The organism is Streptomyces sp. NPDC099050 (assembly GCF_044759865.1).
In the GTDB taxonomy this organism is placed as follows: Bacteria; Actinomycetota; Actinomycetes; order Streptomycetales; family Streptomycetaceae; genus Streptomyces.
On sequence record NZ_JBIWAE010000019.1, the window covers coordinates 151,833 to 175,216 of the forward strand.

The 23,384-nt window shown below is 73.3% G+C and carries 19 protein-coding genes; 11 read left to right on the forward strand and 8 right to left on the reverse strand.

Annotated elements, in window-relative coordinates:
• Positions 1–89: 89 nt before the first annotated feature.
• Positions 90–548, reverse strand: a complete 459-nt coding sequence (locus tag ACIQV3_RS28770) for a hypothetical protein (RefSeq protein WP_403716845.1) — start codon at positions 546–548, stop codon at positions 90–92.
• 146 nt (positions 549–694) lie between these two features.
• Here ACIQV3_RS28770 and ACIQV3_RS28775 point away from each other — a divergent pair, with 146 nt between their 5' ends.
• Positions 695–1,105 (forward strand): PPOX class F420-dependent oxidoreductase, encoded by a 411-nt coding sequence (locus tag ACIQV3_RS28775; protein WP_403716847.1) that lies wholly within the window; start codon positions 695–697, stop codon positions 1,103–1,105.
• A gap of 7 nt (positions 1,106–1,112) precedes the next feature.
• Here ACIQV3_RS28775 and ACIQV3_RS28780 read toward each other — a convergent pair whose 3' ends face one another.
• The 4 genes from ACIQV3_RS28780 to ACIQV3_RS28795 form a co-directional block, all read right to left on the reverse strand.
• On the reverse strand, positions 1,113–1,862 hold the full coding sequence (locus ACIQV3_RS28780; RefSeq protein ID WP_403716850.1) for a hypothetical protein: 750 nt from the start codon (positions 1,860–1,862) through the stop codon (positions 1,113–1,115).
• A 31-nt stretch (positions 1,863–1,893) separates the two neighbouring features.
• The gene (locus ACIQV3_RS28785; RefSeq protein WP_403716852.1) at positions 1,894–3,393 is read right to left on the reverse strand and encodes an MFS transporter; all 1,500 of its coding nucleotides are present in this window, start codon (positions 3,391–3,393) and stop codon (positions 1,894–1,896) included.
• Positions 3,394–3,531: 138 nt separating this feature from the next.
• The gene (locus ACIQV3_RS28790) at positions 3,532–4,506 is read right to left on the reverse strand and encodes an NADPH:quinone reductase (RefSeq protein WP_403716854.1); all 975 of its coding nucleotides are present in this window, start codon (positions 4,504–4,506) and stop codon (positions 3,532–3,534) included.
• Positions 4,507–4,679: 173 nt separating this feature from the next.
• Positions 4,680–5,261, reverse strand: coding sequence for an NADPH-dependent FMN reductase (locus tag ACIQV3_RS28795; protein ID WP_403716856.1), 582 nt, complete (start codon positions 5,259–5,261; stop codon positions 4,680–4,682).
• Between the two features lie 250 nt (positions 5,262–5,511).
• On the opposite strand from ACIQV3_RS28795, the gene ACIQV3_RS28800 reads away from it, so the two are divergent.
• On the forward strand, positions 5,512–6,426 hold the full coding sequence (locus tag ACIQV3_RS28800) for a pirin family protein (protein ID WP_403716859.1): 915 nt from the start codon (positions 5,512–5,514) through the stop codon (positions 6,424–6,426).
• A 39-nt stretch (positions 6,427–6,465) separates the two neighbouring features.
• Here the strand turns inward: ACIQV3_RS28800 and ACIQV3_RS28805 are convergent, their stop codons facing one another.
• Positions 6,466–7,116: a TetR/AcrR family transcriptional regulator gene (locus tag ACIQV3_RS28805; protein ID WP_403716861.1), complete on the reverse strand. Its 651-nt coding sequence runs from the start codon at positions 7,114–7,116 to the stop codon at positions 6,466–6,468.
• A gap of 176 nt (positions 7,117–7,292) precedes the next feature.
• Here ACIQV3_RS28805 and ACIQV3_RS28810 point away from each other — a divergent pair, with 176 nt between their 5' ends.
• The 9 genes from ACIQV3_RS28810 (at position 7,293) to ACIQV3_RS28850 (ending at position 20,671) form a co-directional block, all read left to right on the forward strand.
• Positions 7,293–7,829 carry an SRPBCC family protein gene (locus ACIQV3_RS28810; protein WP_403716863.1) on the forward strand — a complete coding sequence of 179 codons (537 nt, stop codon included), beginning with the start codon at positions 7,293–7,295 and terminating at the stop codon, positions 7,827–7,829.
• 184 nt (positions 7,830–8,013) lie between these two features.
• Entirely contained in the window at positions 8,014–9,606 is a 1,593-nt protein-coding gene (locus tag ACIQV3_RS28815) for a class I adenylate-forming enzyme family protein (protein WP_403716865.1), read from the forward strand.
• Complete coding sequence (locus ACIQV3_RS28820) at positions 9,606–10,847, forward strand: FAD-dependent monooxygenase (RefSeq protein WP_403716867.1); 1,242 nt, start codon at positions 9,606–9,608, stop codon at positions 10,845–10,847. Before ACIQV3_RS28815 ends, ACIQV3_RS28820 begins: the two co-directional genes overlap by 1 nt.
• On the forward strand, positions 10,844–12,841 hold the full coding sequence (locus tag ACIQV3_RS28825; protein ID WP_403716869.1) for an FAD/NAD(P)-binding protein: 1,998 nt from the start codon (positions 10,844–10,846) through the stop codon (positions 12,839–12,841). Before ACIQV3_RS28820 ends, ACIQV3_RS28825 begins: the two co-directional genes overlap by 4 nt.
• Positions 12,838–14,319, forward strand: coding sequence for a 3-carboxy-cis,cis-muconate cycloisomerase (gene pcaB / locus ACIQV3_RS28830; RefSeq protein WP_403716872.1), 1,482 nt, complete (start codon positions 12,838–12,840; stop codon positions 14,317–14,319). Before ACIQV3_RS28825 ends, pcaB begins: the two co-directional genes overlap by 4 nt.
• A 152-nt stretch (positions 14,320–14,471) precedes the next feature.
• On the forward strand, positions 14,472–15,851 hold the full coding sequence (locus tag ACIQV3_RS28835; protein WP_403716875.1) for an MFS transporter: 1,380 nt from the start codon (positions 14,472–14,474) through the stop codon (positions 15,849–15,851).
• The gene (locus ACIQV3_RS28840) at positions 15,844–18,045 is read left to right on the forward strand and encodes a molybdopterin oxidoreductase family protein (RefSeq protein ID WP_403716876.1); all 2,202 of its coding nucleotides are present in this window, start codon (positions 15,844–15,846) and stop codon (positions 18,043–18,045) included. Before ACIQV3_RS28835 ends, ACIQV3_RS28840 begins: the two co-directional genes overlap by 8 nt.
• Entirely contained in the window at positions 18,042–19,463 is a 1,422-nt protein-coding gene (locus ACIQV3_RS28845) for an FAD-dependent oxidoreductase (protein WP_403716878.1), read from the forward strand. The genes ACIQV3_RS28840 and ACIQV3_RS28845 overlap by 4 nt, the downstream gene beginning before the upstream one ends.
• Positions 19,460–20,671, forward strand: a complete 1,212-nt coding sequence (locus ACIQV3_RS28850) for an NAD(P)/FAD-dependent oxidoreductase (protein WP_403716880.1) — start codon at positions 19,460–19,462, stop codon at positions 20,669–20,671. Before ACIQV3_RS28845 ends, ACIQV3_RS28850 begins: the two co-directional genes overlap by 4 nt.
• A 143-nt stretch (positions 20,672–20,814) precedes the next feature.
• On the opposite strand, the gene ACIQV3_RS28855 is transcribed toward ACIQV3_RS28850, so the two are convergent.
• Positions 20,815–22,188 (reverse strand): aldehyde dehydrogenase family protein, encoded by a 1,374-nt coding sequence (locus ACIQV3_RS28855; RefSeq protein ID WP_403716882.1) that lies wholly within the window; start codon positions 22,186–22,188, stop codon positions 20,815–20,817.
• 1 nt (position 22,189) lies between these two features.
• Complete coding sequence (locus ACIQV3_RS28860; RefSeq protein WP_403716884.1) at positions 22,190–23,293, reverse strand: phenazine antibiotic biosynthesis protein; 1,104 nt, start codon at positions 23,291–23,293, stop codon at positions 22,190–22,192.
• Positions 23,294–23,384 lie beyond the last annotated feature (91 nt).

The window sequence follows — 23,384 nt, forward strand, 5'->3', positions numbered from 1 at the left end:
CGCGGGCCCCCTTCGGCCGCGGGCGCCTACGGCCAGGCCTCGCCCACCGGAAGGGCGTGAGACGGGGCTGGTGACCCGAACCGTCAGTGCTACTTGCCGTTCTCCAGGTCGGCGATGAGGAGCGGCAGGCACTCCGAGGACGTATTGGTGCCGGCGAACACCACGGCCTTGATCCCCTCACCCAGGTCTGCTGCCCCCCGCACCTCCCAGTCACCCTTGGTCACGATCTTCGTGTCCACGTAGCCCTTGCGGGAACTCTTGCCCTCGGTCCAGCCGGCCTCGACCAGGCCGGCGATCGTGTCCGCGAACGACTTCTTCGGATCGGCGGACTTGCCGGGGTCGTTCACCACCCAGTCGACCTTGCACTCCTTGACCTCGGGCCCCACCATGTCGATCGACAGGTCCTTGGTGAACCCGGCCGCGGTCGCGGCCGCGTCGATCTCCTTCGCGACCGTGGCCGCTTCCACCTTCACACCGTCCTCACCGGCGCACCCCGCCCCAAGCAGCACGACACCGGCGGCCATGGCCACCCACTTGACCTTGCGCACAGTCCCCCCAAACGTCACACACGAAGGCCTCTTGCCTCCATCGAACAGGTGCGCAGTCTTGCACCGTGCGGGGGCCGCAGGGAGATCGGCCCGGTCCGCGGGAAACCGGCCACGGGCCCATGCCCGGCCCAACTACCGTTCCGTTCATGACTCCTGTGCTGAACGACACCGTGCGCGAGCTCCTCGACGCCCCCCACCCGGCGGTGCTCACCACCCTCAACCCCGATGGCAGCCCGCAGAGTTCGGTGGTGTGGGTGACGCGCGACGGGGACGAGATCCTGATCTCCACCGAACGCGGCCGCCGCAAGGAGCGCAACATCGTCCGGGACGCCCGGATCGGCCTCACCGTCTTCGACCTGGCCAACCCGTTCCTCTACGCCGAGATCCGCGGCACCGCCACCGTCACCGAGGACACCGGCCGGGCCGTCGCCGTCCGCATCGCGGAGGAGTACCAGGGTCCGGGCGCGGGCGCGGAGTACGCGAACGCCCCGGCCGAGAACGTACGGGTCGTCGTACGCCTCACCCCGGCCAAGGTGCTCGGCAACGCGGCCCACTGACCCCTTCCTACGGGAGCCCCGGCCGCACGGCCGTCCAGGCGTCGACCGCCGCCGCCAGGGGGTCGGTCTCCGCGAGGTACGGCCGGGCCGGCTCCGTGCAGGGGATCAGGTTCTTGATGCGGCGCAGCCGGACGATGTCGGGGCGCGGCAGGTCCCGCCAGACCCGGGCCTGCGCCGCCGCCTGGTCCGGGGTCAGCTCGAAGCGGGCCAGCACGTCCCGGCACAGGGCGACGGGGTCACGGTCCGGGTCCCCGTCCCCGCCGGGGCCGAAGCGCTGGAGCAAGTAGCGTCGTACGTACGGCTGTTCCTCCGGGCGGCCCAGCCGGTCGAGCGCGGTGAGCGCGACCCGGGCCCAGCGCAGCCGGACCTCTTCGGGCAGCCGCTCGTCCTGCATCGAGAACGTGGCCTGCCACCGCAGGTGCTCCGGATGCGGCTCCTCCAGCAGCGGCGGACCGGTGGCCAGCCAGTCCTCCAGCTCGGCCAGCGCGTGCCCGTCCGGCGGTACGTACGTCAGCACCTGCCCGCGGGCGAGCAGCGCGACCACGGGCCCGGTGAGGTGCACCCTCGCCACGTGCCCCGCGTCGAAGGACCCGACCGTGCGCCCGTACCGCTCGATCCCCCGCAGCCTGGTCCGCAGCCCGCCGGCCGCGAACACCTGCCCGGACCGCGCCACCCCGCCGATGCACCGCACCACGCACACGCCGCCCGTGACATCGGCGGCCTCGACGGCGCACACCTGCAACTCCGCGATGGACACGCTGCCCCACCCCCCTCCCTGGGCCGGGAGGCTACCGGGCCGAAGCCCGGTTCACCCGGTGTTCGCCCCCGGCGGCCGGGGCGGCGGGCCGGCGCGTCCCGGGCCGGCCGGGAGCGGCCCGGAGTCCGTACAGGGCCAGGCCGATGGCCGGCAGGAAGACCGCGCCGGCCAGCTCGAAGCCGAAGGCGTAGCCGCCCGTCACGGCCGCCGGATCACCGAGGGCCAGCAGCGAGGCGGTACGGGCGTCGGCCGCGGAGGTGAGCAGGGCGAGGCTGACGGTGGGCCCGGCCAGGATGGCCGTGTTCACGACGGCTCCGGCGAGCGCGGACCGCTCCTCCGGGACCCCGGCGACGGTCCCCACGACCGCGGCGGACATGACGGTGCCGATGCCCCCCGACAGGACGACCAGACCCAGCAGCACCGTCGGCGTCGACCCCGTGCGCAGTCCCGCGCTCCCGATGAGGAAGAGGCCGGAGGCGATGACGGCCAGTCCCGCCACCGCCACCGTCCGGACGCCGTGGCGGGCGACGACCCGGCCCGCGAAGAAGGCGACGCCGAGGAGCGTCGCGCTGTACGGGACGAAGGCCAGCGCGTTCTGCAGCGCCGAGTATCCGCGTACCTGCTGGAAGTAGAGGGCCAGCAGGAAGGCGGTGCTCGCGCCGATGGCCGGGCCGAGCAGCGCGCAGAGAAGCGCGGTCACGCGGTACCGCGAGGCGAGGAAGGACAGCGGCAGCAGGGGGGCACGGACGCGCTGCTGGGCGATCACGAAGGCGGTGAGGAGTACGGCGCCCAGGGCCAGGGGCGCGAGGACCTGCGCCGAGGCCCAGCCCCGCGGCCCGACCATGACGAGGCCGTAGCCGAACGTGGAGAGGCCGAGGGTGGCGAGTACGGCGCCGAGGAAGTCCACGGGCACCCGTACGGGCGCGGGACCGGCCGGCAGCACCCGGGGGGTGAGCGCGAGCACGGCCACGGCCGCCGCCGCGAACAGTCCGAAGGTCCACCGCCACGACAGCCAGGTCACGAGCGCCCCGCTGAGGATGATGCCGAGGGCGGCGCCCAGGCTGGACAGCAGGCCCCAGACGGCCAGCGCCGCGGCCCGGGCCCTGCCCTCGGGGAAGACTCCGCGCAGCAGCGCCATGGCGGGGGGCGCGGCGAGCGCGGCCCCGCAGCCCTGTACGAAGCGGGCGGCGAGCAGCACCCAGGGGGCGGGGGCCAGCGCCGCGGCGAGGGACGCCGCGCCGAACAGGGCGGTGCCCAGGGTGAACAGGCGGCGCCGTCCGATCCGGTCGGTGAGCCTTCCGCCGAGCAGCAGCAGCCCGCTGAAGGCCAGACCGTAGAAGGCGCTGACGAGGATGAGGTCGCCACGGCTCAGGACGAGTTCGCGCTGCATGGCCGGTCCGGAGGCGAAGGCGACCGAGACCGACGCGTTGAGCAGGAGCTGCACCGCGGCGAGGGTCGCGAAGGGCACCCGCGTGCCGGGCCTGCCAGGCGCGCCGGGCGTGCCGGGTGGCCCCTGATGCGAGTCGTCCATGCCGCGCAGTCTGGCAGCGGCCCCCGTGTGCCGCCGGGGGCCGGGCGGCAGTCCGTCAGGTCCCCGGACGGCCCGCCCACGGCGCCTGCGGGGCTACGGAGCCTGCGGGGCCTGCGGGGCCTGCGGGGCACACGGCGCCTACGGCAGGAGCACCACTCGGCTGCCGTGCAGTTCTCCGTCCTCGATGCGCCGGTGGGTGCGGGCCCCCTCCGCCAGGGAGGCCCGCTCGACGGAGCGGGCGCGCAGCCGGCCGCTCGCCAGCAGCCGGTTGATCGACCCGGCGGCTTCGGCGAGTTCCGCCGTGGTGGCGTGGGAGATGACGAAGCCGACGACCGAGCCGTCCTTCATGTAGAGCGCTCCGGCGGGCAGGACCGGCTGGGAGCGGGCGCCGGCGAGGAGCACGATGCGGCCCCGGTGGGCGAGTACGTCGACGGCGCCGGTCAGGTCGTTCGTGCCGGAGGTGTCCACATGGACGTCGACCCCCCGAGGGCTGATCTCGCGGATGCGGTGCGCCAGTTCGGGGTCCCGGTAGTCGAGGACCGCCGTCGCGCCGAGGAGGCGGCAGTGTTCGGCGTCGCGTGCGGAGGCGGTGGCGATGACCCGGGCGCCCGCCTCGACGGCCATGACGATGAGGGCGCTGCCCACGTTCCCGGCGGCTCCGGCGATCAGTACGGTCTCGCCGGCCCGGACCCGGCCGTGCGTGAACAAGGCGAGGTAGGCGGTACCGGCGGGGTGCACCAGCGCGACCGCTTCCGCCGGGTCCACGCCGGCGGGCAGGTGGTAGAGGCGGTCGGCCGGAACCGCGGCCCGTTCGGCGGCGGCGCCCTGGCGGCCGCCGTGGCCGAGGCTGTTGGACCAGACCCGGTCGCCGACTGCGAAGCCCGGGGCTCCGGGACCGGCCGATACGACCGTCCCGACGAGGTCGCGGCCGATGACGAACGGGAACTCGACCGGGGTGCGGAAGAGGCCCGACCGCACGAAGGTGTCGACCGGGTTGACGGATACCGCTTCGACCTCGACCAGAACATCCGTCGGGCCCGGGGCGGGAGGGGCGATCTCGCCGTAGCGGATGTTCTCGGCGGGACCGAGTTCTTCGATGAAGGCTGCACGCATGACCCGATCCTCCCAAGCGGCCCCGCCCTGCGCGCAGGGCCCGGAGGAGGCTTCGTCAACTCCCACCGGGGAGAGGGCCGGACACGAAAAGACCGAAGGGCCGCGCGGGGGAACGAGCGGCCCTTCGGGGGTGGGGGGAGATCGGGGGATCAGGGGATCAGGGGATCAGCGGATCAGACGGACGCGGAGACCCGCGTCTCGCGGATCTTCGCGGCGAGCGCGTCGAGCAGCTGGCGGAGCAGGTCGATGGTGGTCTCGTCGGTGAGGTTGCCGGACGCGTCGAAGCGCTCGTGGGCCCTGAAGATCTGGAGCTCCGGCTTGCCGACGACCTTGGAGTCCGTCCACAGGAACGACTGGCGCAGCGCGAGCTGGGCGCGGACCGTGCCGAAGTTGGTCGGCGCGGCGCCCGCGATCGCGATCGGCTTGGCGGCCAGCGAGGAGACCGGCGAGGTGGCCGTCGGGCGGCTCGCCCAGTCCAGCGCGTTCTTCAGGACGCCGGGGACGCCGTAGTTGTACTCGGGGGTGGCGATGAACAGGCCGTCCGCCTCGGTGATGCGGCGGCGCAGGTCGGTCGCCGGGGCCGGCGGGGTGTCGTTGTCGAGGTCCGTATCGTACGGAGGGATGTCGCGCAGGCCCTCGTAGATCTCGATGGACAGGCCACTGGGGGCGAACTTCTGCGCGGCGCGCACCAGGGCGCTGTTGAGCGAGGCGGCACGCAGGCTGCCGGAAATGGCCAGAATCTTGAGATCGGGCATGAACTTCTCTTCCGTGAAGGTGACATGTGCGGTGAACGCCGTGCCCGGCAGGCCCGTGCGCAGAGGTCGGGGGGATGAGCGGGAGTCTGGCCGCACGCGCGGGTGGGCTTCAACCACGCGCCTGCGGATCTGTCAGCTGTCCGGGATGCGGGACCGGAGGACCTTGCGAGAGAACTGAACTGAACTGTATAGTTCAGGAAACTCGGGAGGGACGGCCCAGCGACGTCCGACCACCAAGAGAGAAGGCACCATGACCACGCCCGGTTCCGCAACCGACACCGACACCGACGCCAACACCGACACCGCGAGCCGTTCGGTGGTCGACGTGCTCCAGCCGGTCCGCGCCCTGGAGGGCGAGGGCTTTCCGGTTCGCCGCGCCATCCCCACACCGCGCATCCCGCAGCTGGACCCCTTCCTGACGGTCGACCAGGTCGGCCCGGTGGCCCTCGGACCGGGCGAGCCCAGGGGCGGCGACCCCGAGCACCCGCACCGCGGCTTCGAGAGCATCACCTACGTCCTGGACGGAGACATCGAGTACGCGGACTCGACCGGCGGCCGCGGCGTCGTGCGTGCCGGTGGCGTGCGGTGGCTCACGGCCGGCGCGGGCGTACTGGACACGGCGCGGCCGACCGCGCCCTTCCGCTCCGCCGGCGGCCTCCAGCACCACCTGCAGATCTGGATCAACCTGCCCGCCGGCCTCAGAGGACTCCGCCCCCGCACCCGTAACCACGGCGCCGAGAAGATCCCGGTGGTCCGCAGGCTCGACGGCTCGTGGTTCAAGGTCATCGCGGGCACGGCGTTCGGCGCGACCGGACCCTTCCGGACCCCGGTACCGGTCACCGTCGTCCACGCGTCGGTGGCCCCGGGCAGCAGCGCCGCGCTCCCCGCGCCGGCGGGCCGCAACGCCGCCGTGTACGTCCTGTCCGGCAGCGGGAAGGTCGCCTCGCGCGAACTCGCCGACGGGGACCTGGCCGTCCTCGCGCACGACGCGGACAGCGTCCGGGTCGAGGGCGGACCGGTCGGCACCGACCTGCTCTTCCTGTCCGGCGAACCGATCGGCGAACCCGTGGTCCGCAGCGGCCCGTTCGTCATGAACACCCCGCAGGAGATCGACCGGGCCTTCGACGACTACGCGAACGACCGCCTCGGCCGCTACGAGGCCTGACCGGCGCCACGAGGACCGACCGGCGCCGGGCGGCCGGTCCTACCGGTCGGTCCCGTACTGGTTCAGGAACATCTCCACACCGCCCTGCACGAGACGCTCCGCGAGGCCCTCGTCCAGGGCGGTGCCGTATACGCCGTAGACCAGGTGCGGGGACAGCACCAGGCCCGAGAGCTGCAGGACCGCCAGCTCCATGTCCGGGATCCGGAGCAGTCCGCGGTCGTTGAGGCGGCCGAGGGCCGTGGCCAAAGTGGCGTGCTGGCGGCCCGGACCCTCCTCCTGCCAGGTGCTCCCCAGCTCGGGGAACCGGTGGCGCTCCCCCGCGATCACGTTGCGCAGCGCCAGTACGTCGGGGGCGGTCAGGCCCGCGACCCAGGTGCGGCACGCCTCCACCAGGTCCGTGCGGATGTCGTCGGACTCGGCGAGCTTGGCCTGGATCACCGACTGGGCCACCTCCAGCGCCTCGTCGAGCGTCTGCCCGATCACGGCGTTGAACAGGTTCTCCTTGCTGCCGAAGTGGTTGTAGACGGTCACCTTGGAGACCCCCGCCTCCGCGGCCAGCAGGTCTATGCCGGCCCCGAAGCCGTCGCGCAGGAACACCGTGCGCGCCGCGTCCAGGATGGCCTGGCGCTTGCGCGCGGCGCGGGCCCCGGTGGGGACGGCGGGCTGCTCTGCCGTGGTGCGCGCCTTCATGTCGATCCCCTACTCCTCGGCGGTGGGATCCCAGTCTAGGTCCAAGTGAACTGAACCGTTGCGTTCAACTGAACTGAACTGTATGGTTCATTCATCGGAAGGCGCCGGACCGGGCGCCGACCGCGGCAGTCGAAGCAGCCACAGCATTCGACCGGACTTTCCAGGAGGCCACTTCCATGAGCGAGACCCAGACGCCCCTCTTCGGGTCGCGAGCCCAGATCCACGTCCGGGCCACCCCGGCCGAGGTGTACGCGGTCGTCAGCGACCTGGCCCGCAGCGGCGAGTGGAGCCCCGAATGCCTCGGTGGCGAATGGGCCTCCGGCGCCCCCGGCGCGGTCGGCTCGGTCTTCCGAGGCGAGAACCAGCGCAGCGAGGACGTCGTCTCCTGGGCCCCGGTGGTCCGCGGCAAGTGGACCACGTACGCCGAGGTCGTCGAGGCCGAAGCCGGCCGCACCTTCCAGTGGGCCATGCACAACAGCTCCGGCGTGAAGCAGGACAGCCTCTGGGGCTTCTCCATCGAGGCCGAGGGCGCGGGCAGCCTCCTGACGCACCACTTCCGGATGGGCACCGCCACGGAGGGGATCGTCGGCATCACCGCCGAGATGGACGCCGACGCCAAGCAGAAGTTCTTCGCCGAGTGGGGCGAGAAGGTGGCCGGCGACCTCGCCGAGACCCTCGAGCGCGTCAAGCCCGTGATCGAGAAGACCGCCTGAGCCCATCGGGCGACGAGCGGCGAGCGACGAGCGGCCCGAGAGCGGCCGGAGCCCGGCCGGGAAGCGGCCCGAAGCGGCCCGAGAGCGGCCGGGAAGCGGCAGGGACTCGGCCGGGCATCGGCCGGAGATCACCCCGAGACCATCAACTGACCTTGTCTGTAAGTGACTTGAGAACGGCGAGACGATGATTCTGCAGCGCATAGGCAACAAAGGCATCCGGCTCGGGACGCTCTTCGAGCGGGCCGCCAAGAAGCACCCGACGAACGTGGTGATCCTGGACCACGACCTGGACATCGCGCCGGCACTGGGGCGCCGGGCGACCGTGGCCGAAGTCGCCGACCTGATCGACGACTTCGCGTCCCGGCTCTGGGCCGCGAAGGTCCGCCCCGGCCGGCGCGTGGTCGTCTACAAGTCCGACGGCTTCGACATCACCCTGCTGGCCTGCGCCGTGGCCCGCATCGGCGCCGTACCGGTGCTGCTGTCGCCGAAGCTCGACGGCGAGACCGTCGCCGAACTCGTGCGCCGCACCGAGCAGCCGTACCTCCTCACCGACCAGAACAAGCTGGAGACCGAACTGCCCGACTCGGTGTTCGAGGAGGCCGAGCAGGTCCTGCTCACCTCCGGCAGCTACCAGCAGGCGACCGAACTGGCCTCCCTCGCCGGGGTCGAGCGCGTCCCCTCCGTGACCATGCCGCCGGACTACCCGACGCTGATCACCCACACCTCGGGCACCACGGGCACCCCGAAGCTGGCCGTCCACACCGGTCACACCCTGCAGGCGCGCTACCTGCCGCAGGCGATGATCACCAAGCCGCTCATCCGGGGCCGCGAGACCATCGCGATGCACGTCTCCTTCGTCCACTCGCGGCTCATCACCGCGCTGGCCATCTCCCTCTTCCGCGGCTTCCCCATCGTCGTACTCGCCGACGGCGACCCCAAGCGGGCCGCCGACCTCTTCTCCCAGCTCCGCCCCGGCATCCTGGAGGCACACCCCAACTCCTTCATGGAGTGGGAGGAGCTCGCCGACGACCCGCGCGGCCCCCTGGCGAACGTGAAGCTCTTCAGCAGCACCTTCGACGCCATCCACCCGCGGACCGTTCAGCGGCTCCTGGCCGCCACCCGCCGCAAGGCCCCGGTCTTCGGCCAGCTGTACGGGCAGAGCGAGATCGGCCCCGCCGTGGCGCGCTCCTTCTCCAAGCGCCGGGGACTCGACGCGGACGGCCGCTGCGTGGGGATGCCCTTCCCGGGCATGACCGACGTCCGTGTCGTCAGCCGCAACGGCCTGCCCCCGTCGGAGACCAACCCCGGCTTCATCGAGGTCAAGAGCGACGGCCGGATCGTCACCTACCTCGGCGAGCAGGAGCGCTACGACAAGCAGGTCAACGACGGCTGGTGGCGCATGGGCGACGTCGGCTACCGCACCAAGTGGGGCTGCGTGCACCTGCTCGACCGCGAGGTCGACCTGATCGAGGGCTTCGGCTCGACCCTCGCCGCCGAGGACACCCTCTTCACCCGGCTGGACGAGCTCGCCGAGGTCATCATCATCCCCGACGAGAACGGCCGCGCCGTGCCCGTCGTATGCACCAAGGACGACAAGCCGCTGGACACGACGGCCTGGCAGCTGGCCGTCGCGGGACTCCCGCCGATGGGCGAGCCCGTCCAGTGGCGCCAGTCCGACCTGCCGCAGACGGCCACCACCAAGATCAAGCGCCTGGAACTCGCCCGGCTGCTCACCTCCGGCGCCCCCGCCGCCCGATCCCTCCAGGAGCAGGTCTGATGTCGAAGCTGATCATCGTCGGTGGCGGCATCGGCGGGCTGGCCACGGCCCTCGCCGTCACCCGGCAGGGACACACCGCACTCGTACTGGAACGCGCCCCCGAGTTCGCCGAGATCGGAGCGGGCATCCAGCTCGCCCCCAACGGGATCCACGCCCTGGACCGGCTCGACCTCGGCGAGACCGTCCGCTCCACCGCCGTCCTCATGGACGAGCTGCGCTTCATGGACGGCGTCACCGGCGAACACGTCGTGAGCATGGACCTGACCGACACCTACCGGGAGCGCTTCGGGAACCCGTACGCGGTCGTCCACCGCGCCGAACTGCACACCAAGCTGCTGGAGGCCTGCCGGGCCTCGGAGGCCATCCAGCTGCGCAGCGGCGCGCCGGCCGCCGGGTACGACCAGGACGCGAACGGCGCCTCGGTCGTCCTGGAGAACGGTGAGCACGTCACCGGCGACGCCGTCATCGGCGCCGACGGCATCCACTCCGCGATCCGCGGCCAGCTCGTCGGGGACGGCGCGCCCCGCAACACCGGGATCACCGTCTACCGGGCGATCATCCCGATGGAGCAGATCCCCGAGGACCTGCGCCACCTCACCTCCGTGACCTGGTGGACCGGGCCCGGCTGCCACTTCGTGCACTACCCGATCGCCGGCGGCAAGTACCTCAACCTCGCGGCGAGCAGCGACAACAAGGCCACCGAGACGGTGGCCGGAGTGCCCGCCTCCAAGGGCGACGTCCGCCGCGAGTTCGCCTCGCTGGGCGAGGACGCGCAGCGGCTGCTCGCCCTCGGCGAGGGGTGGAAGTCCTGGGTCCTCGTGGACCGGGACCCGGTCGAGAACTGGACCGACGGACGGGTCGTCCTGCTCGGCGACGCCGCCCACCCGATGCTCCACTACGTGGCGCAGGGCGCCTGCCAGGGCCTCGAGGACGCCGTGATCCTGGGCGACCTGCTCGACTGCGACACCTCCGAACTCCCGCTGCGCTTCGAGAAGTTCAACTCCGAGCGGCGTGAGCGCACCGGGAAGATCCAGCTCCTCGCCCGGGAGAGCATCAAGCTCTGGCACACCCAGGGACCGGCCGCCTCGGCCAGGAACGCCCAGCTCTCCTCGTACTCCGCCGACCAGCTCCACGACCACGTGGCCTGGATGCACGGCGCCCGCACCACCGACACCCCCGCCGCCGGCACCGCCTTCCGGACGACCGCGCAGGCCGCCCCCCAGAACGGAGACCACCGATGAGCACCAAGGGACAGAGCCAGGTCGCGATCATCGGAGCCGGCCCGCGCGGACTCTCCGTACTGGAGCGGCTGTGCGCCAACGAGCGCGCCAACCCCTCGCACGCCGCGGTCACCGTCCACGTCGTCGACCCGTCGGCGCCCGGCGCCGGACAGGTGTGGCGCCCGGACCAGTCCCAGCTCCTGCTGATGAACACGGTGGCCTCCCAGATCACCATCTACACCGACGACAGCGTGCGGACGGAGGGTCCGATCGAGCCGGGCCCGACCCTCTTCGAGTGGGCGCGGAGCGTCGCCGGGGGCGGCGCCGCCGCCGCGGGCCTCCCCGAGTCCACCGTCGCCGAGGCCGGCCGGCTGGGCCCGAACACCTACCCCACCCGCGCCTTCTACGGCAGCTACCTGCGCGCCACCTTCGAGCGCGTCGTGTCGGGCGCCCCCGCCCACGTCACCGTCGAGGTGCACGCCTCCCGCGCCGTGGCCATGGCCGACACGCACGGCGTACCGGGCGGCCCGCAGGGCGTACGGCTGGAGAACGGCGTCCGCCTCAACGACCTGGACGCCATCGTGATGGCGCAGGGCCACGTACCGGCCCGGCTCACCCCCCGCGAGGCGAAGACCGCGAGCCTCGCCCGGATCCACCACCTCACCTACGTGACGCCCGCCAACCCCGCGGACCTGAACCTGCACGTGGTCAAGCCCGGCGAGAAGGTGCTGCTGCGCGGTCTGGGCCTGAACTTCTTCGACCACATGGCGCTCTTCACCGCCGGCCGCGGCGGCAGCTACGTCCGCGGCGAGGACGGCCGGCTGGCCTATCTGCCCTCGGGCGACGAGCCCAAGCTGTACGCCTTCTCCCGGCGCGGCATCCCGTACCACGCCCGCGGTGAGAACGAGAAGGGCGCCTACGGCCGCTACCTGCCGCGCCTGCTCACCCCCGAGGTGATCGCCGACATGCGCCGCCGCTCCGCGGACGGGGACGGCATCAGCTTCTCCGAGGACCTGTGGCCGCTCATCTCCCGGGAGACGGAGAGCGTCTACTACGGCGCCCTGCTGAAGAACAAGGGCCGCGGCGGCGAAAGCGAAGGGTTCACCGCGCGGTTCCTGTCGCTGGAGCAGGAGCAGGACCGCGAAGCGCTGCTGGACGCCTACGGCATCGAGGCGGCGGAGCGCTGGAGCTGGGACCGGCTCTCCCGCCCCTACGGCGACCGGGAGTTCACCAGCCGCGAGGACTTCAAGACCTGGCTCGTCGAGTACCTGGCGCAGGACGTCAAGGAGGCCAAAGCCGGCAACCTCAGCGGCCCGCTCAAGGCGGCCCTGGACACCATGCGGGACCTGCGCAACGAGATCCGCCTCGCCGTCGACCACGGCGGCCTGACCGCCGACTCGCACCGCGACGACCTGGAGGGCTGGTACACCCCGCTCAACGCCTTCCTCTCCATCGGCCCGCCGGCCTCCCGCATCGAGGAGATGATCGCCCTCATCGACGCCGGAGTGCTCGAACTGACCGGTCCCGGCACGGAGATCCGCGTCGACACCGCCGCCGGCGACCGGGCGACCTTCATCCTCCAGTCCCGGCTGGTGCCCGGCCCCGCGGTCCGCTCCACCGTCCTCATCGAGGCCCGGCTGCCCGAGCCCGACCTGCGGCGCACCGACGACCCGCTGCTGCGCCACCTGCTCGACACCGAGCAGTGCACCACGTACCGGATCTCCGGCGGCGACGGCTCCGGCTACGAGTCCGGCGGCCTGGCCGTCACCGAGCGTCCCTACCGGCTGCTCGACGCGCGCGGCCGTGCCCACCCCCGCCGGTTCGCGTACGGGGTGCCCACCGAGTCCGTGCACTGGGTGACGGCGGCCGGCATCCGGCCGGGCGTCGACTCGGTCACCCTCGGCGACTCCGACGCGATCGCCCGCTCCGTGCTCGCCCTGACGGCCTCCGCCTCGGTTCCGGCCGGCGTCGCACCGCTGCCGGCCGAGACCGACCTGACCGGAGTCCTGGTATGAGCACCCCGGAAGCCCAGGAGACCCCTGCCACCCCGGCCACCCCGGCCGCCCCGGCCACCCCGGCCGCCGCGCCCGGCCGGCAGGACGCGCTCACCGACGCGGGGCTGCTGTCGCCGGTACGCGCCGGAACCCCGGCCGAGGAAGCCGTCTGCGATCTGGCCTGGCTGCAGGCCATGCTCGACGCGGAGGCCGCCCTGGCCCGCGCCCAGGCGGAGCTCGGCACCCTCCCCCAGTCCGCCGCCGACACCATCACCGCGGCCGCCCGGGCCGAGAACCTCGACCTGCGGGCCCTCGCCCTCGCCGCCCGGGAGACCGCCAACCCCGTGGTCGGCATGGTGCAGGCGCTGACCCGGGTGGTCGCCGCCGGGGACGCCGAAGCCGCCGAGTACGTCCACCGGGGCTCCACCAGCCAGGACATCTTCGACACCGGCGCCATGCTGGTGGCCTCCCGGACCCTGGCCCTGATCCGGGCCGACCTGGCCCGTACCGCCGCCGCCCTGGGCGGACTCGCCGGGGAGCACCGGGACACCGCGATGGCCGGGCGCACCCTGGCCCTGCAGGCCGTACCCACCACCTTCGGGCTGAAGGCGGCCGGCTGGCGGGCCCTGGTCCTGGACGCCGACGAACGGCTGGCCCGGGTCCAGAAGGGCGGGCTGCCGGTGTCGCTCGGCGGAGCCGCCGGAACGCTCGCCGGATACCTGGAGTACGCCCGGATCGACGGCGCGGGCCGCTGGCCCGAGCCCGGCGCGTACCTGGACCGGCTGGTCGATGCCTACGCCGCGCAGACCGGCCTCGCCCGGCCCGTACTGCCCTGGCACTCCCTGCGCACCCCGATCGCCGATCTCGCCGCCGCGCTCGCCTTCGCCTCGGGCGCCCTCGGCAAGATCGCCGTGGACGTGCAGACCCTGGCCCGGACCGAGATCGCCGAGGTCGCCGAGCCCGCCGTGGCCGGCCGCGGCAGCTCCTCGGCCATGCCCCACAAGCGCAATCCCGTCCTGAGCACGCTGATGCGCAGCGCGTCCCTCCAAGTCCCCGCCCTCTCCGGCGCGCTGGTGCAGTGCCTGGTGTCGGAGGACGAGCGATCGGGCGGCGCATGGCACGCCGAGTGGCAGCTGCTGCGCGAATGCCTGCGGCTGGTCGGCGGCGCGGCCGCGACGGCCGCCGAGCTCGCCGAGGGCCTCACCGCCAGGCCGGAGCGGATGCGGGCCAACCTGCTGCTCACCGGCAGTCAGGTGGTGTCCGAGCGGATCGCGGCCGTACTGGCTCCGCTGCTGGGCAAGGCGGCGGCGAAGCAGCTGCTGACCCGGGTCTCCGCCGCGGCCGAGGAGAGCGGCCGGCCCCTGCACGAACTGCTCGCCGAGGAGCCCGTACTGGACGGCCGCTGGACCGCGGACGAACGCGCGCGGCTGTGTGATCCCGGTACCTACACCGGAGGCGCGGGTCCCCTGGTCGACCGGGCGCTGGCTCGGCGGAACTGAAACCGCTCCCGGACCCGGCCCCTGGCTCTGCTCCTGGCTCTGCTCCTGGCTCTGCTCCTGCTTCTGCTCCGCATTCACCATTGAATTCAACTGAACTGAACTGTACGGTTCAATCAGTGGAGAGAAGTCCCCCATCAGGAAGCCGAGGAGCCATGAAGCCCGCACGGACCGAGACCGGACGCTGGATCGAGGACTGGGACCCCGAGGACGAGGAGTTCTGGCAGCGGTCCGGCCGCAAGACCGCCCGCCGCAACCTGATCCTCTCGGTCCTCTCCGAGCACATCGGCTTCTCCGTATGGAGCATGTGGTCGGTCCTGGTGCTCTTCATGTCCCCCGAGATAGGCCTCGGCTTCACTCCGTCCGAGAAGTTCCTGCTCGTCATCGTCCCCACCCTGGTGGGCGCGCTCCTGCGCCTCCCCTACAGCTACGCGGTGACCCGCTTCGGCGGCCGCAACTGGACCGTGTTCGCCACCGCGGTGCTGCTCGTCCCGACGCTCGCCGCGCTCTGGTTCGTCCAACGCCCGGGCACCCCGCTGTGGGTGTTCCTGCTGATCGGCGCGGCCGGAGGGGTGGGAGGCGGCAACTTCGCCTCCTCCATGACGAACATCGCCGTCCTCTTCCCGCGGCACCTGCAGGGCTGGGCCCTCGGCGTCAACGCGGGCGGCGGGAACCTCGGCGTCGCGGCGATCCAGCTGATCGGCCTGCTGGTCATCGCCACGGCCGGCAGTTCCCATCCCGCGTACGTCATCTCCGCGTACCTCCCCCTGATCGTGCTGACCTCGCTCCTCGCCGCGCTGAAGATGGACAACTTCAGTGCCGTGCGCGGCGCACCCGGCGCCCAGCTCGAGGCCCTCCGCGACCCGCACACCTGGTGGATCTCCCTCCTCTACGTCGGCACCTTCGGCTCCTTCATCGGCTACGGCTTCGCCTTCGGGCTGGTGCTCCAGAGCCAGTTCGGAGCCACCCCGCTGGAGTCGGCCTCGTACACCTTCCTCGGACCGCTGCTCGGCTCGCTGGCCCGGCCGGTGGGCGGGCTGCTGTCCGACCGGTGGGGCGGCGCCCTGATCACCCTCTGCACCTTCTGCGCGATGGCCGCGGGCACCGGGGTGCTGCTGCTGGCCTCCGCGCAGGGGTCCTTCGCGCTCTTCATCGGCGGATTCACCGCACTGTTCGTGCTGACCGGCATCGGCAACGGATCGACGTACAAGATGATCCCGGCGGTGTTCGCCAGGAGGGCCGAGGAGGCCGTGCTCTCCGGCCACGACGCGACGGAGGCCTTCGCCCGGGCCCGCACCCTCTCGGGTGCGCTGATCGGCATCGCCGGCGCGGTCGGCGCCCTCGGCGGGGTCGGCGTCAACATGGTCTTCCGCAGCGCGTACGGCGGCTCCGAGAAGTCCGGCGAGCCCGCCTTCCTCGCCTTCCTCGCCTACTACCTGGTGTGCGTCCTGGTGACCTGCGCGGTCTACCTCCGCAAGCGCCCCGCCGCCGAGCCCGCACCCCGGCGCGCCCTCACCGGAGCCGGCCGTGGCTGAGGTCCGGACCCACTGCCCGTACTGCGCCCTCCAGTGCGGCACCGTGCTGGGCGGTGAAGCCGGCCGTACGGTCGTCCGGCCCGACGAGGAGTTCCCGGTGAACCAGGGCGGGTTGTGCCAGAAGGGCTGGACCGCTCCCGCCCTGCTGGGCACCCCCGACCGGCTGACCCGGCCGCTGGTGCGCGGGGCGGACGGCCGGCTCGCCCCCAGCACCTGGGAGGCCGCCCTCGACATGATCGCCGCACGGCTGGGGGACATCCGCGCCGAGCACGGCCCCGACGCGGTGGGCGTGTTCGGCGGGGGCGGACTCACCAACGAAAAGGCCTACCAGCTGGGCAAGTTCGCCCGGGTCGCGCTCGGCACCAGCCAGATCGACTACAACGGCCGGTTCTGCATGTCCTCGGCCGCCGCCGCGGGCACGGCCGCCTTCGGGCTAGACCGCGGCCTGCCGTTCCCCGTCACCGATCTCGGCGGAGCCGAGGTGATCCTGCTCGCCGGCGCCAACCCGGCCGAGACGATGCCGCCGCTGATGCGCCACCTGAACAAGGCCCGGCTGATCGTCATCGACCCCCGGCGCACCCCCACCGCCGAGGCCGCGGCCCTGCACCTGCAGCCGGCTCCCGGCACGGACCTCGCCCTGGCGCTGGGGCTGCTGCACCTCGCGGTCGTCGAGGGCCACGCGGACCAGCCCTTCCTGAACGAGCGCACCACCGGCTTCGACGCCGCCTGGCGCCGGGCCGCCGCCTGGTGGCCCGAGCGCGTGGAGCGGGTCACCGGGGTCCCGGTCGCCGAGCAGCGCGAGGCGGTCCGCATGCTGGCCGCCGCGCGGCGGGCGTACGTACTGACCGGACGCGGCGCGGAACAGCACAGCAAGGGCACCGACACCGTCTCGGCCTTCATCAACCTCGCCCTCACCCTCGGCCTGCCCGGCCGCCAGGGCAGCGGTTACGGCTGCCTGACCGGTCAGGGCAACGGCCAGGGCGGGCGCGAGCACGGCCAGAAGGCCGACCAGCTGCCCGGATACCGCATGCTGACGGACCCCGCCGCCCGCGCCCACGTCGCCGCGGTGTGGGGGGTGGAGCCCGAGGACCTGCCGGGCCCCGGCCGCAGCGCCTACGAGCTGCTCGACGCGCTCGGTACCGACGGCGGTCCGCGCGCCCTCCTCGTCTTCGGCTCCAACCCTGCGGTCTCCGCACCGCACGCGGCCCGGATCGGCGACCGGCTCGCCTCGCTCGACCTGCTGGTCGTGGCCGACTTCGTGCCCTCCGAGACCGCGCTCCTCGCCGACGTCGTCCTCCCCGTGACCCAATGGGCCGAGGAAGAGGGCACGATGACCAACCTGGAGGGGCGGGTCCTGCGCCGGCGCAGGCTGCTGACCCCGCCCGGCGAGGCCCGCAGCGACCTGGAGGTGCTGCACGGCCTCGCGGTCCGGCTCGGCCGGCCCGCCGCGCAGTTCCCCACCGAGCCGCGCGAGGTCTTCGAGGAGTTGCGCCGCGCGTCGCGCGGCGGGCGCGCCGACTACTCCGGCATCAGCTACGAACGTCTCGACGCCGGCGAGGCCCTGTACTGGCCCTGCCCCGAGGCACCGGGCGGCCAGGCCGGCCCGGGCGGCCCGGCCGGCCCGGGCGGGGAAGACCCGGCCGGGGAAGAGCGCGCGCCGCACCCGGGCACCCCCCGCCTGTTCCTCGACGCCTTCGCGCACCCGGACGGGCTGGCCCGGTTCGCCGAGGTCGAGCACCGCGACAGCGCCGAGACCCCCGACGCGGACTTCCCGCTGTACGCCACGACGGGGCGGGTGCTCGCCCAGTACCAGTCGGGAGCGCAGACCCGCCGGATCCCCGAACTGCACGCGGCCGCACCGGAGATGTTCGTCGAGGTGCACCCCGATACCGCCGGGCGCCACGGGCTCGTCGAGGGCGCCGCGGCCAGGGTGAGCTCGGCGCGCGGCAGCACCGTGGCACGGGTCCGGCTGGTCGGGACCCTGCGCACGGACACGGTCTTCCTGCCCTTCCACTTCGCCGGGGCGGGCCGGGCCAACCTGATCACCAGCCCCGCGCTCGACCCGCGCAGCAAGATGCCCGAGTTCAAGGTGTGCGCGGTGCGCATCGGGCCGGTCGCCGGGCGGCCCGCCGAACCGGCCGCCGAACCGCTCACCGAACCGCTCGCCGAACCGCTCATCGGGGCCCGGCCGTGAGCGCGGGCGAGGTGCTGGTGGTGGGCAACGGGCCCGCCGCGAACCGGTTCGTGGAGCGACTCCACCACCACGGCCACCGGGGCGGCGTCACCGTGCTCGGCGCCGAGCACGGGGCCGCGTACAACCGGGTGCTGCTGACCTCCGTCCTGGACTGCACCCTGCCGCCCGACGCGCTCGCGCTGCCCGAGCCGCCTCCGGGCACCCGGCTGCACACCGGTGTCACCGTGACCCGGATCGACCGCGAACGCCGCCTCGCGCACACCCGGGACGGAGCCGCGCACCGCTACGACACCCTGGTCCTGGCGACCGGCGCCCGGCCCGCCCTCCCGGAGATCCCGGGACTCCCGGCGGGCGGCGACTCCCCCGAGAACGCCGTCCTGGCGCTCCGTACCCTCGCCGACGCCGAACGGATCGCCCGGACACCCCCGCGGAGCGCGGTCGTCCTGGGCGCCGGACCGCTCGGTGTGGAGGCGGCCGCCGCCCTGCGCCGCGCCGGCCACGACGTGGCCCTCGTCCACCGCGGGCCGCATCCGCTGGACCGGCGGCTGGACTCCGTCGCGGGCACGCTCCTCACCCGGCGGCTCGAAGGCATGGGCGTGGAGGTGCACGCGGGCCGCCGCGCGGCCGAACACCGCCACGGGAAGCTGGTCCTCGACGACGGCAGCGTGCTGGCGGCCGACATCGTGCTGCTGTGCACCGGAGCCGTACCGGACACCGGGCTCGCCCGCCGGGCCGGGCTCACGGTCCGCTCCGGCGTCGTGGTCGACGACCTGCTGCGCACCGACGACCCGCGCGTCCACGCCATCGGCGACTGCGCGGAGCACCCGGGCGACACCGCGGGACACCTCGAACCCGCCTGGGCACAGGCGGAGACCCTCGCCCGGCACCTCGCCGGTGCCCCCGTACGGCACCGCGGCACCCGCCAGGTCACCAGGCTGCGGATTCCCGGCACGGACCTCGTCCAGCTGGGCCGGGGCGGCCGGACCGCCGACGGCGACGCCGGTGAGGACCCCGGCGAGCTGGTCACCTTCACCGACCCGGCGCGCGGCCGGTACGCCCGGCTGACGCTGCACGGCGAGCGGATCACCGATGCCGTCCTGCTGGGGCTGCCGCGGGCCATCGCCGCGGTGACCCGGCTCTACGAACTGGACCTTCCGGTGCCCTCGGGGCGGATGGAACTCCTGCTCGGCACGGCACCCGCCACGGCGGGCGAAGAAGAACTGCCCGACGACGCGGTGATCTGCCGCTGCAACAACGTCACGAAGCACGCGCTCGCCGAGGCCTGCCGGGCCGGGGCCCACGACCTGCCGGCGATCGCCGCGGCGACCCGGGCCACCACCGGCTGCAGCGGCTGCACGGACGCGGTACGCGCCCTGTGCGGAACATTTCGTCCTTCGGAAGGGACCGACACCCCGTGAACCGCACTCTCGTCCTGGCCGGGTACGGCATGGCAGGGCACCGCCTCGTGGAGGAGCTGCGCTCCCTCGACACGGCCGGTGTCTGGCGGATCGTGATCCTCGCCGAGGAGCCGCACCCCGCCTACGACCGGGTCGCCCTCTCCTCCTACCTGGACGGCCGCGGCGCGGCGGACCTCGCCCTGGCCGCACCGGGCTTCCTCGACGACCCGCTGCTGGAGCTCCGCCTGAGCACCGGCGTCGACCGCGTGGACCGCGCCGCGCGGACCGTGACCACCACCACCGGCGAGGTGATCGGATACGACGCCCTGGTACTGGCCACCGGATCCCGGCCGTTCATCCCGCCGGTACCGGGCCACGACCTGCCGGGCTGCCACGCCTACCGCTCGCTCGGCGACCTCGACGCGATCCGCGCCGCGGCCCGGCCGGGCCGCCCCGGAGTGGTGATCGGCGGCGGCCTGCTCGGCCTGGAGGCGGCGAACGCGCTGCGGCTGCTCGGCATGGAGCCGCACGTGGTGGAGCTCGCCCCGCGGCTGATGCCCCTCCAGGTGGACCCGGACGGCGGCGAGCTCCTCGCGCGGCACGTCCGGGACCGCGGGCTGCGGATCCACTGCGGTGTCGCGACGGCCGCGATCGAGGCGGGTCCCGACGGCCGGGCGAGCGGCGTCGCCCTGGCGGACGGCTCCACCCTGGAAGCGGACGTCGTGGTGTTCTCGGCGGGCGTGCGCCCGCGGGACGAGCTCGCCGGTCCGGCGGGTCTGGCCACCGGCGAACGCGGCGGGATCCTGGTCGACGAGTACTGCCGTACCGAGGACCCGCACGTCTGGGCGATCGGCGAGTGCGCGGCGGTGGCCGGGCGCTGCTACGGGCTGGCCGCACCCGGCTACCGGATGGCCGCGTCCGTGGCCCGCCGGCTGCTGGACCTGGACGGGGAGCCGTTCGGGGAGGCGGACATGTCCACCCGCCTGAAGCTGCTCGGCGTGGAGGTGGCGAGCTTCGGCGACGCCCACGCGAGCACCGCGGGCGCGCTGGCCCTCAGCCGGCGGGACGGGGCGGCCGGGACGTACGCGAAGCTCGTCCTGGACGCGGACGGCCGGACCCTGCTCGGCGGGGTCCTGGTCGGCGACGCCGGCGCCTACGGCGAGCTGCGGCCCTTCCTCGGCCGGGGCATGCCGGCCGCGGGGCACCGGCTGCTGGCCGGCGCGCGCTGAGCCCGCCCGGGTGCGCGCGGCACACGGCACGCGGCACGCGGCACGCGGAGCACGGCACGCAGAACACCCCTCCCGGCCGTTGCGGGCCGAGAGGGGTGGACGGGAACCGGAGCCGGACCGGACCGGACCAGACCGGGACGAGATCAGTCGCGGATGACGGTCTTGGTCCGCATCAGGAACTCGCCGAGGTAGGCGTCGTGGGGAACGCCCGGCCGGATCCAGTACGTCGGGTGGTCGCCGAGGTAGAGGTTGCTGATCGTGGGCTCCGCGAGCAGCTCGTCGATCAGCGCCTCGTCATCGGTGAACGCGGTCAGCACCAGGGAGTTGCGCAGCGGCCCGACACCGTCGGCGGGCGACCACGGGGCCACCCACACGCAGGGGAAGGGCAGTTCGATGCCGGCCTGCTCCGCGTCCGGGCGGTCCAGCTGGTGCACGGCCGGGCGCAGGACCGCGCTCCCGTCGCCGAGCTCCTCCACGATGCCGTCACCGCCCAGGTGGGCCGTGGTGCCGGCCGCCTTGGCGAGCAGGAACTTCTCGATCGCCCGGGCCCCCTCCACCGGCTGCACCGCAAGGACGGCCTTGTCGTCCTCCGGGGGCAGGCTCGGGATCAGCGCGAGGCGCTCGGCGATGGCCCGCGCGAGCGGCGCCGGGTCCCCGTCGATGAGCACGGTGGTGGCGTTGATGCAGGCGACCCCGCCCTGGTGGCTGATGGAGTCCACGATGGTGTCGAGGTGGTCGCGCCAGTCGACGCCGGCCGGGACCAGCATCTTCGAGCGGCCCGGACCCTGCGGCAGCACCCGGGTGCCCGCGTACTTGCGGACGACGTCGTCGCCGCCGTACACGAGGCCGTAGTCGGCGCTGCGCAGGATCTCGTCGGCCGCCTCGTAGTCCGTGGGCAGCAGGACGACCTGGTCCTCGCCGAAGCCCGCGGCCCGCAGGGCCGAGATCAACCGGTGCGGGGTGAACGGCTCGCGGCGCGAGGGCCGCACGGCGACCCGGTAGCCCAGCGCCAGGGCCTCCACCCACAGCGAGTGCGGTCCGGGGTGGTTGCCGGCCGCGTGCACCGCGAACACGTCGCCGCGCCGGGTCCACACGGCGCTGCCGTCGCGGGTCGCCTCGGCACGCCAGTCGTCCACGGCGCCGACCGGCCGTGCCTGGAAGGCGGCGTACCGGGACTGCTCGGTGGCCTCGATGATGGCGGCCGTCGCGGCCCGGACGACACCGATCGGCACGCCGGAGACGCGGCTGACCGTGTGCTCGTACTCGGCGAAGGACAGTCCGTCGATGGTCTCCCCGGCGAAGATCCGTCCGGCCCGCTCCAGTGCCTCCGTCCGCTCGGCGAGGGGCAGCGAGGACGCCTTGCGCAGCGCGGTCATCGCCCGCGTCACGAACAGCTTGGGGACCAGGCTGAGTTCGGCGACCGGCGCACCCGTCACGTCCGTGACCGTCGTCCGCTTGCGTGCGCGGAAGGGGCCGGCGGGCCCGAGGGCGTCCAGCGTGATCAGGCCGGAACTCATTTTAATAGACCCCTTCGATGACGGTCTCGTTGTCGAATTCCTGGACCGGCGCGATGTCCGCCACGGAGTCGCCGAGCTGCCAGACGCCCTCGGGACCGGGCACGCGCGTCGCGTAGTCGCGCTCCAGGTTGTTGGGCATGAACAGGCTCTTGCTGACGTGGTGCATGACCACCTGGCCGCGCTCGCCGTACCCGACGGTCTCGCGCGTCTTCGGGTCGACCACGTCGAAGACCATGTGCGGGGAGAACGGGTCGTAGATGCACGGGTCGTCGTCCGAGAGGCCGGGGCGCTCGGAGGCGTTGCCGAGGATCATCGTGGAGCCGTAGCCGCTGTAGAGGTGGGCCTTGGGGAAGACCTCGGTGCGGTACAGGTAGCGGGTGTCGGCGTCCATCTGGGTGCCGACCCAGTTGATCGCCTTGACCTTCTCGTCGATGAGCTTGGCGAGGTCGTCGCGGCGCGCGAGGCGCTCCAGGATCGGCGGCGTGCACATCAGGACGCCGATGTCCTGGGTCTGGAGCAGGAAGGCCACCTGGTCGACGATGTGCTCGGCGTAGGCGCCCGCGTCCGCGGCCCTGCCCTCGGAGATGAGCTTCTTGACCCAGCGCGGGTCCAGGTCGACGGTGAAGGCGAGGCCGCCGCGGAAGGCGGTCTGCCGCTTGATGACGTCGCCCACCATGTGGGGCCCGGTCGGGGCGACGACCAGCCAGTTCACGTTCTGCGGAACGCCGTGCCGGTCGAGCTGGGCGCTGCTCCAGGTGAGCAGGCGGTCCAGCCACTCCTGGAGCAGGACGATGCGCTTGGGGGCGCCGGTGGTGCCGCCGCTCTCGTAGACGCCGACGACCTCGGGGTGCGGGCCGTAGCCGCGGGGGATGAGGTCCTCGGCGCGCACGTCGCGCAGCTCGTTGGCGAGGTTGGGGAAGCGGGACAGGTCCGCGAATCCGTGAATGTCGGTCAGCGGATCGAAACCGAGGGTTTCCGCGCGTTCGAGCCAGAACGGCGAGCCCGTTTCCGGGGAGAAATGCCACCGCAGCGCGGCGCGCAGGAATGCGTCGGGGTCCGGCTGGGTGTCGAGTGGAAATTCCAGCAGGGGATCAACGGTTGACACGATGCTCCTTCCGGCGGGGCTGATTGACGCCGTACCTTCCGCATGGTGCGCCGTGCCCCGGGACGGGTCCACGCCGTGGCGACGAGTCCGT

Excerpts from the sequence above, each read along its gene's own strand:
- ACIQV3_RS28855 (WP_403716882.1), bottom strand. The coding sequence starts at position 22,188 with ATGAGTTCCGGCCTGATCACGCTGGACGCCCTCGGGCCCGCCGGCCCC.
- ACIQV3_RS28800 (WP_403716859.1), top strand. The coding sequence starts at position 5,512 with ATGACCACGCCCGGTTCCGCAACCGACACCGACACCGACGCCAACACC.
- ACIQV3_RS28815 (WP_403716865.1), top strand. The coding sequence starts at position 8,014 with ATGATTCTGCAGCGCATAGGCAACAAAGGCATCCGGCTCGGGACGCTC.
- ACIQV3_RS28825 (WP_403716869.1), top strand. The coding sequence starts at position 10,844 with ATGAGCACCAAGGGACAGAGCCAGGTCGCGATCATCGGAGCCGGCCCG.
- pcaB (WP_403716872.1), top strand. The coding sequence starts at position 12,838 with ATGAGCACCCCGGAAGCCCAGGAGACCCCTGCCACCCCGGCCACCCCG.
- ACIQV3_RS28805 (WP_403716861.1), bottom strand. The coding sequence starts at position 7,116 with ATGAAGGCGCGCACCACGGCAGAGCAGCCCGCCGTCCCCACCGGGGCC.
- ACIQV3_RS28835 (WP_403716875.1), top strand. The coding sequence starts at position 14,472 with ATGAAGCCCGCACGGACCGAGACCGGACGCTGGATCGAGGACTGGGAC.
- ACIQV3_RS28775 (WP_403716847.1), top strand. The coding sequence starts at position 695 with ATGACTCCTGTGCTGAACGACACCGTGCGCGAGCTCCTCGACGCCCCC.
- ACIQV3_RS28810 (WP_403716863.1), top strand. The coding sequence starts at position 7,293 with ATGAGCGAGACCCAGACGCCCCTCTTCGGGTCGCGAGCCCAGATCCAC.
- ACIQV3_RS28790 (WP_403716854.1), bottom strand. The coding sequence starts at position 4,506 with ATGCGTGCAGCCTTCATCGAAGAACTCGGTCCCGCCGAGAACATCCGC.
- ACIQV3_RS28795 (WP_403716856.1), bottom strand. The coding sequence starts at position 5,261 with ATGCCCGATCTCAAGATTCTGGCCATTTCCGGCAGCCTGCGTGCCGCC.
- ACIQV3_RS28785 (WP_403716852.1), bottom strand. The coding sequence starts at position 3,393 with ATGGACGACTCGCATCAGGGGCCACCCGGCACGCCCGGCGCGCCTGGC.
- ACIQV3_RS28820 (WP_403716867.1), top strand. The coding sequence starts at position 9,606 with ATGTCGAAGCTGATCATCGTCGGTGGCGGCATCGGCGGGCTGGCCACG.